15 protein-coding genes are annotated in these 15519 nt (G+C 43.4%); 5 read left to right on the forward strand and 10 right to left on the reverse strand.

Going from position 1 to position 15519, the window contains the following annotated elements:
* Positions 1-5 precede the first annotated feature (5 nt).
* Both ABDW72_RS01995 and ABDW72_RS02000 read left to right on the forward strand, forming a co-directional pair.
* Complete coding sequence (locus ABDW72_RS01995) at positions 6-419, forward strand: hypothetical protein (protein ID WP_347156776.1); 414 nt, start codon at positions 6-8, stop codon at positions 417-419.
* Positions 420-652: 233 nt separating this feature from the next.
* Complete coding sequence (locus ABDW72_RS02000) at positions 653-1348, forward strand: cyanophycinase (RefSeq protein WP_347156777.1); 696 nt, start codon at positions 653-655, stop codon at positions 1346-1348.
* Positions 1349-1521: 173 nt separating this feature from the next.
* On the opposite strand, the gene ABDW72_RS02005 is transcribed toward ABDW72_RS02000, so the two are convergent.
* Together ABDW72_RS02005 and ABDW72_RS02010 are read right to left on the reverse strand one after the other, a co-directional pair.
* The gene (locus ABDW72_RS02005; RefSeq protein WP_347156778.1) at positions 1522-1950 is read right to left on the reverse strand and encodes an NUDIX domain-containing protein; all 429 of its coding nucleotides are present in this window, start codon (positions 1948-1950) and stop codon (positions 1522-1524) included.
* A 156-nt stretch (positions 1951-2106) separates the two neighbouring features.
* Entirely contained in the window at positions 2107-2316 is a 210-nt protein-coding gene (locus ABDW72_RS02010) for a hypothetical protein (RefSeq protein WP_347156779.1), read from the reverse strand.
* Between the two features lie 509 nt (positions 2317-2825).
* Here ABDW72_RS02010 and ABDW72_RS02015 point away from each other — a divergent pair.
* Complete coding sequence (locus tag ABDW72_RS02015) at positions 2826-3290, forward strand: hypothetical protein (protein WP_347156780.1); 465 nt, start codon at positions 2826-2828, stop codon at positions 3288-3290.
* Between the two features lie 123 nt (positions 3291-3413).
* Here ABDW72_RS02015 and ABDW72_RS02020 read toward each other — a convergent pair whose 3' ends face one another.
* Together ABDW72_RS02020 and ABDW72_RS02025 are read right to left on the reverse strand one after the other, a co-directional pair.
* Positions 3414-3770 (reverse strand): STAS domain-containing protein, encoded by a 357-nt coding sequence (locus ABDW72_RS02020; protein WP_347156781.1) that lies wholly within the window; start codon positions 3768-3770, stop codon positions 3414-3416.
* A gap of 387 nt (positions 3771-4157) precedes the next feature.
* The gene (locus ABDW72_RS02025; RefSeq protein WP_347156782.1) at positions 4158-4415 is read right to left on the reverse strand and encodes a hypothetical protein; all 258 of its coding nucleotides are present in this window, start codon (positions 4413-4415) and stop codon (positions 4158-4160) included.
* Between the two features lie 620 nt (positions 4416-5035).
* Here ABDW72_RS02025 and ABDW72_RS02030 point away from each other — a divergent pair.
* Positions 5036-7039: a heavy metal translocating P-type ATPase gene (locus tag ABDW72_RS02030; RefSeq protein WP_347156783.1), complete on the forward strand. Its 2004-nt coding sequence runs from the start codon at positions 5036-5038 to the stop codon at positions 7037-7039.
* Positions 7040-7154: 115 nt separating this feature from the next.
* Entirely contained in the window at positions 7155-7724 is a 570-nt protein-coding gene (mug, locus tag ABDW72_RS02035; protein ID WP_347156784.1) for a G/U mismatch-specific DNA glycosylase, read from the forward strand.
* A gap of 113 nt (positions 7725-7837) precedes the next feature.
* Here mug and ABDW72_RS02040 read toward each other — a convergent pair whose 3' ends face one another.
* The 6 genes from ABDW72_RS02040 to ABDW72_RS02065 form a co-directional block, all read right to left on the reverse strand.
* Entirely contained in the window at positions 7838-9211 is a 1374-nt protein-coding gene (locus ABDW72_RS02040) for an undecaprenyl-phosphate glucose phosphotransferase (protein WP_347156785.1), read from the reverse strand.
* 44 nt (positions 9212-9255) lie between these two features.
* Positions 9256-10407: a glycosyltransferase family 4 protein gene (locus ABDW72_RS02045; protein ID WP_347156786.1), complete on the reverse strand. Its 1152-nt coding sequence runs from the start codon at positions 10405-10407 to the stop codon at positions 9256-9258.
* Positions 10408-10794: 387 nt separating this feature from the next.
* Positions 10795-12072, reverse strand: coding sequence for an O-antigen ligase family protein (locus ABDW72_RS02050; RefSeq protein ID WP_347156787.1), 1278 nt, complete (start codon positions 12070-12072; stop codon positions 10795-10797).
* Positions 12072-13205: a glycosyltransferase family 4 protein gene (locus tag ABDW72_RS02055; protein ID WP_347156788.1), complete on the reverse strand. Its 1134-nt coding sequence runs from the start codon at positions 13203-13205 to the stop codon at positions 12072-12074. The genes ABDW72_RS02050 and ABDW72_RS02055 overlap by 1 nt, the downstream gene beginning before the upstream one ends.
* Positions 13168-14457, reverse strand: a complete 1290-nt coding sequence (locus ABDW72_RS02060) for an O-antigen ligase family protein (protein WP_347156789.1) — start codon at positions 14455-14457, stop codon at positions 13168-13170. The genes ABDW72_RS02055 and ABDW72_RS02060 overlap by 38 nt, the downstream gene beginning before the upstream one ends.
* Entirely contained in the window at positions 14454-15503 is a 1050-nt protein-coding gene (locus ABDW72_RS02065; RefSeq protein ID WP_347156790.1) for a glycosyltransferase family 2 protein, read from the reverse strand. The genes ABDW72_RS02060 and ABDW72_RS02065 overlap by 4 nt, the downstream gene beginning before the upstream one ends.
* Positions 15504-15519: the final 16 nt, after the last annotated feature.

Raw genomic sequence — 15519 nt, forward strand, 5'->3', positions numbered from 1 at the left:
TATACATGGCGCAAGACAAGAAGCATCAGCACCGGACAAATGACAGGAAAAACGGCTTAGAATGGACGGTTTTTACCCTCAGCTTGCTGTTGGTGTTGGCTATTTTCGGCTATCTGGGGTATCAGGTGTACAAAGATGAACCCTCCTCACCAGATATTTACATAGATGAATGGCCTGATCCCTCCGGGCAAAACCCGCATCGCTACCAGGTGCTCATCCATAATAAAGGTGGACAAACTGCTGAAACGCTGGTGGTGGAAGTGGCCCTGAGAAAAGATGGCAAAGATCTGGAAAAGGCACAGTTGCAAATTGCTTTTGCACCTAAAGAGTCTGAACGGAATGGCTGGGTGAATTTTGAACATGACCCCGCACAAGCTGATTCGGTTGTTGCCCATGTGGTGAGCTACAAAGCTCCCTGATAAATCAAAGCACCTTTCACTAACCTATCATGCTTTATGGCAAAGAAATAAGTATCTGACCGACACGCGCATCATGCAGAATTGCCAGTACCCATGGGGCGCTTACTGGCTGGGGCCACGAGGATAAAGGAAATAGTCCGCTCAAGAAAATTCAGAAGCGGAACATCAACTTTGATCCGCTTGAAATCCTCTAATTTTTTGTAAATAACCTGAGAGGAGAAAACCCCTCTGTAGTGGTGGTACCCACCGCCTCGGGTATACCCGACGAAGCGGCCAAAGAATATATGGATATGTTCCACGAGATGGGCTTAAAAAATGTGGAGGTGCTGGACATCCGCAAGCGCACTGATGCCATGGACCCTGAAGCCCTGAAAATAGTAGACAAGGCCGCCGGCTTTATGTTTACGGGTGGCGACCAGCTGCGGCTCACATCCATACTGGGTGGTACCCCGACCCTGCAACTCATGAAAGAGCGGTATACTTACGAGGATATTCTGGTGGCAGGCACCAGTGCAGGAGCTGCCGCCATGTCAACGCCCATGATCAATGAAGGCGAAACGGAAGGGGGCTACATTATAGGCGATGTACGGATCACTACCGGCCTCGAGTTCCTGAAAAATGTGGCCATTGATACCCACTTCATCGAGCGGGTACGCATCGTACGTATGGCAAAGTGCATTATTGCTACCAACCCGGGGTCTATTGGCATCAGGCTGGAAGAGGATACCGCAATTTATGTGACAGAAAGCCATCATATGGAAGTGTTGGGCAGTGGCCTGATTACCGTGATTGATGGAACCGGCATTACGCGCACCAACATCTATAAAATTAAAACAGGAGAGCCTTTCTCTGTTTGTGATATGCGCCTGCACCTTTTATCAAACGGCGAAACGTATACCTTCCCGGTTTACGACCAATTGCACATTTAGGCACAAGCAAAACAGGTGCAGCTACCAACAAACAAGCCGCTACAGGTCTGCTTCAGGGTATTTGAGCCGCTCCTGTTTTTTTTTGCTGCCAACCACTGCAAAGCAATGATTGTTTTGGCATCACGCAAGATCAACTTCAGTAATTCTTCTTCGCTTAAAGTTACCACCTGTATCTATTCGTTCTCTTTTTCCAGTCCGCCTCCCGCTCCAATTTTCTTGCTCACTTCAGCATAAAAGAGGTGTACTACTTCAGTGCAGGCTCCAGGTGAGGTGAAGAAGTCCCAAATGTGCTCCAGTTTATCTACCTGATACCCGATTTCTTCGGCAATTTCCTTCCGGATAGTTTTCTCCGGATCGTTGTTTACGACTACACCCGCCACTGTTTCCAGCAGTTCCCTTTCAGCACTGTAGCGAAACTGCTTTACCAAGATATACTTGTCCTGCAGCGTATCATACGGCAGTGCTGTCGCAGCACTGCCGCTGTCGAACTGCTCCCGCTCAAAGGTTTCTCCATCCTGTTCTATCAGGAGTTTCCGGAACGTATAAAAGCCTTTATAAATGGTTTCTTTCTTTATAATGTGCACTTCGCTATCGTTTGTCATTGTTGCGTTGCTGTAAGTGAACGGAATATATTAAGAAGAAATAGGGGAGCTGCTGGTGGATAGGGCAGCTTTCAGAACGCAAGTCCTGTAACAAACCTAAGGAGCTATCATACACCATAGTGCATGACCAGCTTAGTAAAACCGTTGCAAACGCTGTTACTTTTCAGCTTCCTCGTCTTCCCACAAAGCAATATAGGGAGCTGCTTCGCCCTTGCGGTAAGCGCGCTTCATACAGCATCCAGCGCGCTGCCTCCCTGGTGCAGCACATCCCAGCCCTTCCCGGTATGCTTGTTCTTCTTCCGGTGTTACATCTTCCCGTTTCATCTTTTCTGCGCCTGCATGTATGGCAATAGCAAAATTCTTCATTTTAGAAGTTTTAGGTGAGTACAGGGGTGCAGCAGGATGTAACACGCCACGGCTTTCCGTTAGGTTAGCGGCTACTCGGAAGGGCCAATTGTACCAAGTCTCTGAAGTATATCGCTGAGGTATTCTCCTACTTATGAAGGAGAATGCGCTGCTTTTATAACTGCCTGGCGAGAAATAAATATAAACCGCAGCGCTATTTCTAGCTGCAACGTAAAGTGCCAGGATGTAGCAAACTGAAAAACAGGCTATAGGTTTATATTATGTGGCGCAAAAGTTTGCAACTGCTTTCCTGTCTCAGATTTCCATTAACCTGTTTTAAGATGCTCTTTGTCTTGTATTTAAGCCTTTCTACCTACGCAACTTTAAACGAGGGCTATTTAACGGACTGATCTTTACTGCTGCGTTGCAGTTTTCAGGTTACAAATCAGTATTTATTTTTCATACTTCTGCGCCGGGTAATCGTTTAAAAGATAAACCACTATCTGATAATTTAACTAAACCTGACGGTTATGGCAAGAAACAGCAGACATGCTAGCGACGAGCCGGACAAAGGCAATACGTACAGCTATCCCAAAAACAGGCCAGCATCTGAAAAGCCTTCCGGTCGCAATGACTATCAGTCGGCGCGGTTGAGGGCAGATGAGCGGGCAGATGCACGAAACAGGTCTGATGCATCGGAAAGCAAGTACGGCTCTGGCTCAATGCGAGGCAATGAATCCACAACTAACTTCGGCAGCTACTCGCAAGGATTGTATGTGCCATCGCAGTACACCAATGCAGCGGATAATGATGCGCGGGGTACTTCCACTTATCAGCATCCGGATGAAACACATGACAGTTTCGTAGCGGATAAGAACGGTTCCTTACCTAGCGGCTACGACCGAAACCATGTGGAAACAGAATCAAAACCTCGCTCGCAGCACGACCAAAGTAATGCTGTAGCCGGGCAAAAGGAGAGTGATAACATCAGATAACCTTAACTTCATGATTAGATTAAAATTGTTCATAAAGCTGTTCTCATAGATTTGAAAAGCCTGCATATTGCAGGCTTTTCTTTTAAACTGTTGAATAAGCGGAAGAAATGCGCCGGATAAATCTTAGGCACCAATAGAGGAATGATGCAACAGGTAAGCTTCGTCCAGCGAAGCGGTTATCTGGAAAATTGGCTCCAATTTGAGCAGCCGGAGCAGTCGCTTTGTTGCCTCGTCTACCCCAAAAAGTAAGATTTGTACTTGCAAGGCCCGTAGTGCGAGCACATGGTTTAAAAAGCCACTAAAGCTGCCATTTGAGAGCACAATTTGCTGAAGTCCGCAGCAATCTACCCAAATATGTTTTACCTGTTGCGCTGGTAGTTTTTCGATTACTGCTCTTATTTCTGTAAAAGCATTTGCATCAAGAATGCCTTCAGCTATAACAATGCTTTGCTCGTTAATTGTTTGTGTCCTGATTACCATAAGTATGTTTTTCTATTGCGCGTAAGGGACGGAAAGTGTATGCTGTTCCCACTACAGAAAGCTGTTTCCTCCTGTTACTTTTGAACATCTACTCCATAGCAGATGTAATTGGAGTACTATTTTATTAACCCGAGATTATGGCAGATGCAGGATAGGTATGAAGATTACGTGGTTAAACTTCTTGTAGTATGTATATGTATGCTATAATAATATAAAACCTAGGTTATACTACATAATCCACATTTATATAAAATTTTAATGATGTAAAAAGATGCTTTCCAGGCCCTGCTGCTTACTGCTTCCTGTTATACCTTTATAACCTAGCTCCCGGGATAGGCACTGATAGTTGCTTGATAGTATTTCAAGACTTTTACTTACAGTACTGTGCTAACAAGTAGTAGTGTTCAGAAAGCTTTTTAAACTGATGTAGTCAAATGAGTTATACTCGATAACTTCTATGCCTGAAAAAAAGACTCTTATTGGATCCAGAATTTCACGGATCAGCAGAACTTCTTTGTCCTTTGATGTATTTTCTGTCTTTATGTTAATTCCGTTATGGCTGATGCAGATTTTGAAGGAAGCGATATCTCCTTTGGTCACATAAGATTCAAAGTTCCGAAGGGTGTTGGTGATCTTGCGTGTCATATTAAGTGTGTTTTAAAAGTGGCGTGAAGTTGTATTAATAAACTACTAACAAACAGTACAAATTCTGAATTGAGTATTACAAAAGCAATAAGTATTTATACTTGTATTGGTAAACAATGAAATAAAAAGGGTAAAATGAGGCTTTTTAAATGTGATAAGCTACTTGTTATCTATAAGTTAAATACTAAAAGTGAGTGTTAGAGAGCTGTTTTAATGTGGAGAGGTATATTTTGTGAGTTAATTTCAACGTTTCAGGTAAATACCTTGCATTTGGAAAGATGCTACTGAATAATGCGTACTTGTACTTAATTATACACTATTATAGTGAAGCTCTTACTCTTAAGTACTAAGTAGCACCACCTTCCGTCTCATAGCTGCAACTGTAACTCTTTAGCATTCAAAGCTAACTGAACTCATGCGCAGCACACTCAGAGGCACTATACTTAAGGTGATCTAAAAAATAGCTTAAATTTGAGAATTCTGTCGGTGTCGCTATAAGTTCTGCCCAGATGCAACTTTATGGTAGGGGTAGTGAATAACGGTAACGTATAGTTATATGGCACTTTTGTTCGTATAGAAGTGCATACAAAATTATCCAAAAAGGAAGAATAGATTCACGAATGAAGGAAGCAGATAAAGATACAACATTTAAGCCACTGGAAATCACATCACCCCGGACAGCGAAGACGCCCGGTCCGCTGCCCGATGCGGATGCCTGCTGCTCAGGTGGCGCCTGCAACGCAGGGCAGCAGCCTGCTGAAGCGGAGGAAGAAGCCCGCGAGTCGTACCTACCCACCGTGATAAGTCTGGTTTTGCTGCTGGCTGGCATTGTACTGGATGTTGCCCATGTTCCCTGGTTTTCGGGAATCCTGCGCCTGATAGTTTTCGGAATTGCGTATGTGCTGGTAGGCTGGCGTGTAGTATGGCATGCAATTAAAAGTGTTCGGAGTAGTTTTTTTAATGAATTTCTGCTGATGACGGTGGCTACCGTTGGGGCTTTCTGCCTGGGCGATTATGCCGAAGGAGTTGCGGTGATGCTGTTTTACGTGGTAGGAGAGCATTTCCAGGAGGCTGCCGTGCTGCGCTCACGCAGGTCTATCAAAGCGCTCATTGATAACCGCCCGTCTTTAGTATTAGTAGAAACCGCAACAGGGCTACAGGCTGTGCCCGCCGAGCAGGTGCAGGTAGGTACTATCATACAAATAAAGCCCGGAGAGAAAGCAGCGCTGGATGGTAAATTGCTCACCGCTTCTGCCTCTTTTAACACAGCTGCCCTAACCGGCGAATCTAAACCTGATACTAAAAAACAGGGAGAGCAGGTGCTAGCCGGTATGATAAACCTGGAGAAAGTGGTGCAATTAAGAGTAACAGCAGCTTTCGAAGACAGCGCTTTAGCAAAAATTCTGCAACTGATTGAGCAGGCCGGCAGCCGCAAAGCCAAAACACAGCAGTTTATTACCCGGTTTGCCAAAGTATATACCCCCCTTGTTTTCTTTCTGGCCCTTGCCATTACATTCGTGCCTTATTTGGTAGTGCAGGATTATGTTTTTGGAGACTGGTTCTACAGAGCCCTGGTATTTTTGGTGATTTCCTGCCCCTGTGCGCTGGTCGTTTCTATACCGTTAGGTTATTTTGGAGGTATAGGGGCGGCGTCGCGCAATGGCATCCTGTTTAAAGGAGCTAACTTCCTGGATCAACTAACCAAAGTGGATACAGTCGTGATGGATAAAACCGGCACCCTAACGGAGGGCGTGTTTGAGGTGCAGCAGGTTCAAACAACATTGCTGAACGAAGCTACGCTGCTTCAGATGGTTGCAGCGCTGGAGCGCAATTCTACCCACCCGATTGCGCAGGCCATTGTGCGCCATAGCAAGCAGAACGAAACGACTTACACGGCAGTACAAGTGCAGGAAATTGCCGGACATGGGTTGCGCGGAATCATAAACGACCAGGAGGTACTTGTCGGAAATGCCAGGCTGCTCCGCAAGTATGATATCCCTTTTAAGGCAGAGATAGAAGCTATTCCGGAGACGACTATTCTGGTGGCAGTGGATAAGCAGTACGCCGGCTATATAGTTATAGCCGATAAGGTGAAGCAAGACGCTGCAGCAGCTATTGCTTCGTTGCGGAAGTTGGGCGTACGCCACCTGATTATGTTGTCTGGCGATAAATCTGCCATAGTGCAGAAAGTAGCAGATACCCTGCAACTGGACAGCGCCTATGGTAATCTATTACCACAGGACAAAGTAGCGCATGTAGAAACTCTAAAGACGCAGGGCCGGATCGTCGCGTTTGTGGGAGATGGTATTAACGACGCTCCCGTAATTACGTTGGCGGATGTAGGGATGGCGATGGGAGGCCTTGGATCTGACGCTGCAATTGAAACAGCCGATGTTGTGATACAGACTGATCAGCCCCTCAAAATTGCCACTGCTATTGAAGTAGGTAAAAAAACAAAGCAGGTAGTATGGCAGAATATTGGCCTGGCTTTCAGCGTGAAAGCTGTTGTGCTGGTGCTGGGCGCCGCCGGCCTGGCAAGCATGTGGGGCGCTGTTTTTGCAGATGTAGGCGTGGCGCTGCTGGCTATACTCAATGCTGTCCGTATTCAGCGTATTAACTTCTAATCAGCTGGCTAGCCAAGTATAAATACAGCTGCAGCTTCTCAGGCAGCACTCCTCTTAAGTATTGAATTTAATAAGAGGGGCTACTTGAATGGGAAATGTATTGAAACAATAACGTATGCATCCATACCAGAAGCCAACGAATGCAGACCTCGCTGCTGCAGAAAATCAGACTGTGCCGGATATTATCGCTCCGGAGCTGAACGTTTTGTTCTGCGGCATTAACCCCAGCGTGTATACGGCTGCTGTTGGGCACAATTTTGCCCGACCGGGCAACCGGTTCTGGCCCACGTTATACCAGGCGGGCTTTACGCCGCACCTCTTTCTGCCGCACGAAGACAAAGCATTGTTAACGTATGGCTACGGCATTACGAATGTAGTAGCCCGTGCCACAGTCAGCGCCGATCAATTAACGGGTGAAGAGATCAAGGAAGGGGGGAAGCATCTGAAAGCGAAGGTGCTCGAGTATAAACCCCTGGTGCTGGCAGTGCTGGGCGTTACAGTTTATCGCAAAGCTTTCGGCTACAAGCAGGCAGCTATAGGTCTGCAGGAGCATGTGATTGGGAATACTCGTATATGGCTTCTGCCCAATCCAAGCGGGCTGAATGCGCATTACACACCTACTGCTATGGCAACGGTGTACCAGCAGTTACGGCTCTACCTAGATAATGACATAAAATCAAAGTAGGCCCTTTTTAACTAGGAAAGTATAATGCTTTAATGGCTTTATGCTATGTTATAGCAGAATGGGCGGGATAAGAGTTGCACAATCAAAGCCAAACGACATAGGAAGAGAGGCTGCTAAAAAGCATGTTCGTCTCCCCGGAAAATGTTGTAGATAGTATAAAAAACAATTTTCAGATCCAGGAAAAAGGACCAGTTCTCCAGGTAAAAGATATCGAGTTTTACGCGGCCACGTATTTGATAGAGTTCTGTGGTATCGCCTCGATAACCGCGCACTTGCGACAGGCCCGTTATACCTGGTTTGATAAAATGCCGCACCATATACTTTTCTGCTACCTGTGCGTATTCCTCTCCCAATTTAAGCATGTGCGGGCGTGGCCCTACAATGGACATATGCCCCATCAGCACATTAAAAAACTGAGGAAGTTCGTCTATACTTGTTTTCCGGATGAATGCGCCAACAGGTGTTATTCTTGCGTCCCCCCGCCGAGCAAGCAGTTTGTTCGCATCTTTGTTTACATACATGCTCCTAAACTTATAGCAATGGAAATCCTTATTATCAATACCCGAACGGACCTGCTTAAAGAAGATAGGGCCTTTTGAATTGAGCTTAATGGCAAGCGCAACAATAGGGATAAGCCAGGATAAAACAAATATAATCACTGTAAGTGAGAACACGATATCAAATGTTCGTTTGAGTGCTTTATTGATAATATCATCCAGCGGTATGGACCTTACGATCAGTACCGGGAGTACATCATAAAAGTCGATTTTAAGTTTTTGGAAGGGCTGACTAACAAACTCAGGTAAAAACTTTAATCGTATCAGGTTGTCATCTGCAAAATTGAGTAGCAGTAGCATATCCTCCTTATTCAACTCAAAAGGACTGCAGTAGATCTCATCTACCTCATGTTGGATGGCAAATTTTTCTATTTCTGAGATATTACCGATAATGTTATTTCCAGAAGTTTCTTTATTATCAAAATAGCCTAAAAAGCGATAACCGTATTCCGGATGTTCTTTAAAGAAGTTTTCCAGTTCTACAGCCATATCATTATACCCTGCGATGATTACTTTTCGTAAGTTATAGCCGTTTCTTCTGTAAATTCTTAAAGCTGTTGTTACGGAAAGTCGCCAAAATACAATTAAGGCAGTTAATAAGAGGTAATGATAAAGTAAGATTTGCCTGGAGATAATATCAATACCGAACAGGTTTAGTCCTGCTTCAATCAGGATAACATAAAGTAAAACAGCCTTCAGTGCATTTATAACTACTTTGATTCTTCTGGTAATACGGAAAAGCTTATAAGTGCCAAGTAGGCTTGTGCAAATAAACCATGCCAATAATGAGAAGATAAAAGAAACTAAATAGAGCGGTTGCAGACTTGCTGAAGACTCATATGCATAAGCAAATACTATAGAAACAGCAATTGCTGCTATATCGCCTAAGCTATGAATTAGCTTTATGTATTTTGAATATAAACTTGCCATAAACTTAACTAAGCACAAATTTATTTAAGTACAAATTTATTGAATTATTGCTTTAAAACAGATGACCCCATTAGAGAATCTATGTCAAGCTTATGCTGTATAAATTTATTGATTTTGTTCCTAAAAGTCACAGCACTAAATTTTTCGGCATTCTCCCTTATCACAGCAGCTTCAAGTAGCGCTGCATTCTGGTCAAACTTTTTGATAGCATCTGTTAAAGACTTAACTGTTTGTTCTTTATACAAAATTCCAGTTACGCCGTCTATAACAGTCTCACAGGCACCTCCTCTGCCAAAAGCAATTACCGGTGTACCACATGCCTGTGCTTCTACAGGTATAATGCCAAAGTCCTCTTCTGCTGCAAAAACAAAGGCTTTAGCGCGTTGGAGATGGTCTTTCAGCACTTGAAATGACTGATAACCTAATAAAGAAACATTAGCTGTAGCCTTAGCTTTTACTTTGTTAAAGTCTGGCCCATCGCCAATAACGATCAATTTTTTATCAGGTAGTAAAGAGAAAGCCTCTACGATCAGGTCAATTTTTTTATAGGGTACAAACCTGGAAGCTGTAAAATAAAAGTCTTCTTTGTCTGGGAACATGGTAAAGCTATCCACATCTACAGGCGGATATATTACCGTTGCTTCTTTATTATATACTTTTCTGATTCTTCGGGCAATGTATTGCGAATTTGCTACAAAATAATCTACCCGATTGGCGGTAGTATAATCCCATATGCGCATGTAATGGAGCACTAGCTTTGCTATTTTGCCTTTTAGACCCCTATTTAGGCCAGACTCCTGCATATATTGATGATAAAGGTCCCAGGCATATCGGATTGGTGAGTGACAGTAGCAAATATGAAGCTGGTTTGCGTTAGTGATTACGCCTTTGGCCACCGCATGGCTACTGCTGATAATGAGGTCATACTCGGAAAGATCTAGCTGCTCAATGGCCAGCGGCATAAGCGCCAAGTAATTTCTGTAGTGCTTTCTGGCAAATGGCAGCTTTTGGATAAATGTGGTCGATACTTCTTTATGAAATATATGCCTTTTTAGATGATCGGGCAAGAAATCAATTACTGCAAAGAGTTGAGCATCTGGGTATACCTGAAGTAACTGTTCTACCACTCTTTCAGACCCGGAATAATCTACAAACCACTCATGCACGACAGCTATTTTCAATCTATCAGTTTTCAAGTTTATCAATTTTGATTTATAGCAAACGCCCTTATTACCAAGACAAAAGCTAAGGACTACATGCCCGTTTTTGAACCAAGCCTCCGAAAGTACCCTTCTTAATCTTACAACATGCCTTAAATTAGCCTTTCACAAGCTAAAAAGTAGCTCCCATTCACAAATCCTATTCAAAGAAACAGCTTTTGTTTGGAAGTACAAGGGCAATAATAAGTACAATAATAAAAGGCTTTTGGAAGGTAGTAGATATTACAAGAGTACTTATTTGGTAACCATACAACTATGCTGCCAACTGGATTACCTATTTTGTGAAAAGATAAGCTCCTCCAGTTCTTGGCATCTTTAAGAGCCCAGATAAACTGCAATGTCGGGCAATAGCCCCAGCATTAACTATCCAGCAAAAGAGCCTTCTGTACTTATTCTCAATCTATTTTCACGATCGCTTAAGCAGCTAAAGGCAAGAACAGCATTCAGGAAGGAGTAGAACAGAATGCCCGACTGCCTCGATAGCATGCTTTCGGTAATGCAGCAGATGGAGAAGAGCACCAAAAAACTGAAATAGAGGTAATTACCCTTGTTAATACTCATCATTGTAGGCAAGAGAAAACATAATAGCAAAATTACCAACCCTGTCACCCCATTGCGGAGTGTCTCCTCTAAATATTCATTATGTGCGTTCATTTCACTTTCATAAATCCATGGATTCAGGTTTTTGTAACAGGCATTTAGTTTTTCCTGCACATTGCCGATTCCCAAACCCGTCACCCAGTTATGGTCTTTCTTCAAAACCTGATAACTGCATCCCCAATTGATATACCTGATATTGATACTTGAGACAATATTGATATCGTAATCTTGATAGGAGAAATCCTCCGCATTAATAATTTTATGGTAAACTAACTGGAGTGTGGCACTTGTGCGAGCTACATAACTGGCGGCACATACGATGACAAGTATAGCTATAATTACCCAATATGGCTTTGTCTTTTTGGCAAGCACAACAGTGGCTATGATAAAAGGTAAGGCTATGAGCGCTACAACTATCATTTTAGCATATAGCAGATAGATGAAGAAGAGGAAATATAGGATCAGGATGCCTTCTGCTACTTTTACCAGGAGAGGCTGCAGCCTGAGTTGAATGAAGTAGAACAGGGCAACGACCGCAAATGCACAAAAAAGCCCGAAGTATGGCCGGTGGATTAAAACAAGGTTTACGAGCATCGTAATGTTTGTCCGGTTGAGCAAAACATGCCAACCTTCCCGGAAGGTATAGAGCGAGATAAGCAAAAGGCTAGCGGTGAAGGCAACTAGTAAGCCATGAATTTGCTTTTTTGTAATAGCTGAGGAAGTGCCAATAATTAGAGGGAATAACAGGATCGGTAACTTGCGTAAGAGCAGTTTGTTAGCTTCGGGCACATTATAGTGCTGCAACAAGCCAACTAAATTTACTAGGTACAAGGCTGCAAAAAGCCATAGTAACCGGTTGTTTTTCAGGTTGTAAAACTTCTGTGTGATGTCCCCAGAGGCGATCCACCAGACGCTTAACAAAATAACACTAAAGCTAGCGAGCTTGATGGAGAAAGCTTCGGCTGTTGGAATCAGAACGGCGACGAGCAACAGGAGAATATAGTATACCTGTTCTTTGCGATCTTTTGATAACTGATACATTACTTGGTTCTGATAATAGTTTCCAACTCATCTGCGGCGCTTTCCCAGTTAAAGTTCCTGGCCAAAGCGATACCTTTAAGGGTTAGACTTTCGCGCAATTCATTGTTTGTCAATACCTGTTGCATTGTAGCTGCTATGTCATCAGGGTTTTTCCCGTCGAAGTAACAACAGGCATCCTGACAGATCTCCGGGATGCTCGCCGCTTTAGAAACCACGCTGGGGCAACCCGACGCCATAGCCTCTAGCGGGGGTAAACCAAAGCCCTCGTACAACGAAGGAAAGACAAAAAGTGCAGCAAGGCTATATATGACTGGAAGATGGTTATTCGCTACATAGCCTGTAAAAAGGATATCATCCGTAAGGCCTAAAGAATCTATCAGCTGTAAAAGCGTTTCATCGCCATTTATAAAGCCTTCTTTTTTGCCAACAATAACTAATTTATAAGCTAACAGCTGCTTTTCTTTAAGTATACTTAATGCAAGTACCAGGTTTCTTAAGTTTTTGTGAGGCTTTACGTTGCCTACAAACAAAACGAAATCGGCGGGCAAGGCATATTGCCTCCTTACATCCTGAATCAGTGCTTTGTCATGAGAAACACGATAGGAGTTGTGGTCAATTCCTAAACCAATTTTATAAATGTGCTTATCGCCTGTTCTTAGATACTTTTTTATCTCTGACCTTGAAAACTCAGAAATAGTAATGACCTTGTCGGATAAGGATACGGCTGATTGCAGCAATAATTTAGCATACAATTTTTGACCCAAAGGCAGGCTGGAGGAGGCTAAATGATAGACATCATGTATGATCACCACCCGTTTCTTTGCTCGAGTGGGTAGCATCGGAACATTGAAATGTGGTGAAAGGAAATAGTCACATGAAGGTATTTTAGCAGACAGCAAAACCTGCTCGGCAACGGAGTAAATGGGCGACTTTAACGTGATGATACTTAAGTCAGTTGTCCAGGGGTATTTCGCTAAAACGTCCGGATCGCCTATTAGCGTCAGATCAAATTTGTTTTTCAGCAGCGGAAGCAGATTCTGCAGGTCTGTGCCGATGCCCGATGCTTGGATGAGCCTTGCATCTACTACAAGGGTATTAAATCGAGCCTGACTCATTAAGGAGCTCTTTTTCATTTGGGGCAGCTAATGCAAAACCGATAAAAAACCAAATATATAAAAAATGAAGTTGTACGCCTAACAGGCAAATCAGGGCGAAGGCTTTTAATGCCTCAGCTGAGAGGAAGGATTGTTTAGCGTATCTCCTATAAAGCAAGTAAAGGATCAATACAAAGCAGCAGAGTCCAATAATGCCGTTTTCGACAATCAAAGTTACAAATATACCTAGTCCAGGAGCGTCCCAGTCCTGCGCAGCGGGTAAAGCAGTCAGGTAAGCAGGGTTATTCCTGACCAATGCGTAATTGCCAAGGCCTATTCCCCAAAGAGGGTTGTCCCTCACCATATTCGGAATGAGGTGTATTGCCGCAATTCTTCCCATCATGAAGTTATTATCCCCCTTCCGTAGCACCACGAGCTCACTGAAGTGTTTAACAGCATAGATATAGTTGGCAACGACTTTTGTGAAGACTATGTAAAAGATCGGGATCAATGCGATGAACACAAGATATTTAAACCAGGAGGCGTATCGGAAGCGTTGATAGAAGAGGTAAAAGTGCCACGCCAGAACAGCTACTATCCCAGCTTTGGATTGAGCACAAAGTATAACAACGATAAATACAAGCCTGTACACCCACTTCCGTCCTTGAAGAAAGAAAGTGAGGATATAAAAGGTGCTGTAAAAGAGGCCAAAAGGCCCCCCCTCTACATAGTATCCCCGCAACCGTGGGGTAGGATTTAAAATGTCGTAAGGCGTGGTGTTATAGATAATATTTGAATCCGCTAAGGAAAAAATTTTCAGATAAGTAAGCAGGAAAACGGTTAGGAAAAGGAGCGAAAGGCACAGGTTTGCGTCTAACACTTTTTTTAGCAGGTAGTCTGTCGATAAGCCTTTGCTGTAATAGTAATTGAATGTTTTGTTTACGATGATCGCGAAGGCGAGGCAGGCTACAAGTTCGCCAAATCTTGACAGACTAATGAAATATGGCATTTTCAACAGCGTTAGCCCCCGAATATCTAAAAAGAACTGCGTGTGCAGGTTAAACAGGAATGTTAGGGCAAGAAAGCTGAGGAAGAGATAAAAGAAATATAGTATGTATTTGTTGACACTTCTGAGGCTATAGAGCAAAAAAGGGATTGTCAGTAGCGAGACCAACTCATTTATTTTAACACCAAATACCTTTGTTTCAGTGAAATGAAAGCATACAAGACAGTAAGCAATAAATAGCCAAAGTCCGACATGACGCACAATCAAACTATCTGAACTTTTCAAGTCGTTTTTCTAAAGGAGGATTTAAGGGCTTTGTAAATCAAAGAGAGCCGGTCATATTGCTTTCTCCTGATTCTATTAATAGCTACAAATATTAAACTTAAATAGACAGGAAGCAGGTACTTTCTGTAAAATTTTTTAGTAACAAGCAGCCGGTTTCGGATACTGTAAAAGTCTGATAACTCGCTTTTGTTGCTATTATCTTTCATGCCCCCGCCAATGGCAGCTCCTTCCTTATGGTATACCACAGCCTTATGGCATACACCAATTTGGTAACCCTTCTCTTCTCCTCGTTTTACCCAATCAATTTCCTCGAAATACAAGAAGTATTCTTCCGACATTAAACCAACATTCTGCACAAACTCAGCAGAGACGAACATGGAAGCACCCACGATATAATCATTGCGTCGAATTTCCAGGTCGGCAAAGGAGGTGCATGCGTCGCAATTCAACCCAACATGGGCTGTTGTGCCAAGAAAAGGGTTGTACCTGCCAAGGATAGCCTGAACAAGGTTAGGGTTATGGTAATAAACAAGTTTAGCCCCTAAAATACCCAGCGGCTCCTTATTTAATTTTGCCTTCTCAAAATACTCCACGAGGTTAAGCAATGAATCTTTAGAAACAACGGTGTCATTGTTCAGCAGCCAAATGTAATCTGCGCCCTGAGCAAGTGCCAGCTTTATACCGAGGTTGTTCCCCCCTGCAAAACCAATATTAGTTGGAGCGGGAATAAACAGTAAGCGGTGTTCATATGCTGCAGGGCCGCTAGCCTCCGTATCTGCGACAAGGTTGTAGGGGACAGGTTTTTTTACATAGGAGGCATCCAGTGAAGTTTTGGTGTAGAAGGATGTATTTATATTTGGGAGAGGGAGTGTGCCATCGGCCCAGCGCTTCAACTGATCAATAGAGCTATCCTGTGAGCCATTGTCTACTACTACCACTTTAAAATGAGGGTAGGCCAACTTGAAAAGGCTTTCCAGGCATTCGATAGTTTCCTGCCAGCCCTTGTAGTTGACAAGCACAATATATACGTTGGTCGTATCCAGCATTCGTTTTTATGCTACA

Source organism: Pontibacter chitinilyticus, assembly GCF_039748935.1.
Lineage (GTDB): Bacteria > Bacteroidota > Bacteroidia > Cytophagales > Hymenobacteraceae > Pontibacter > Pontibacter chitinilyticus.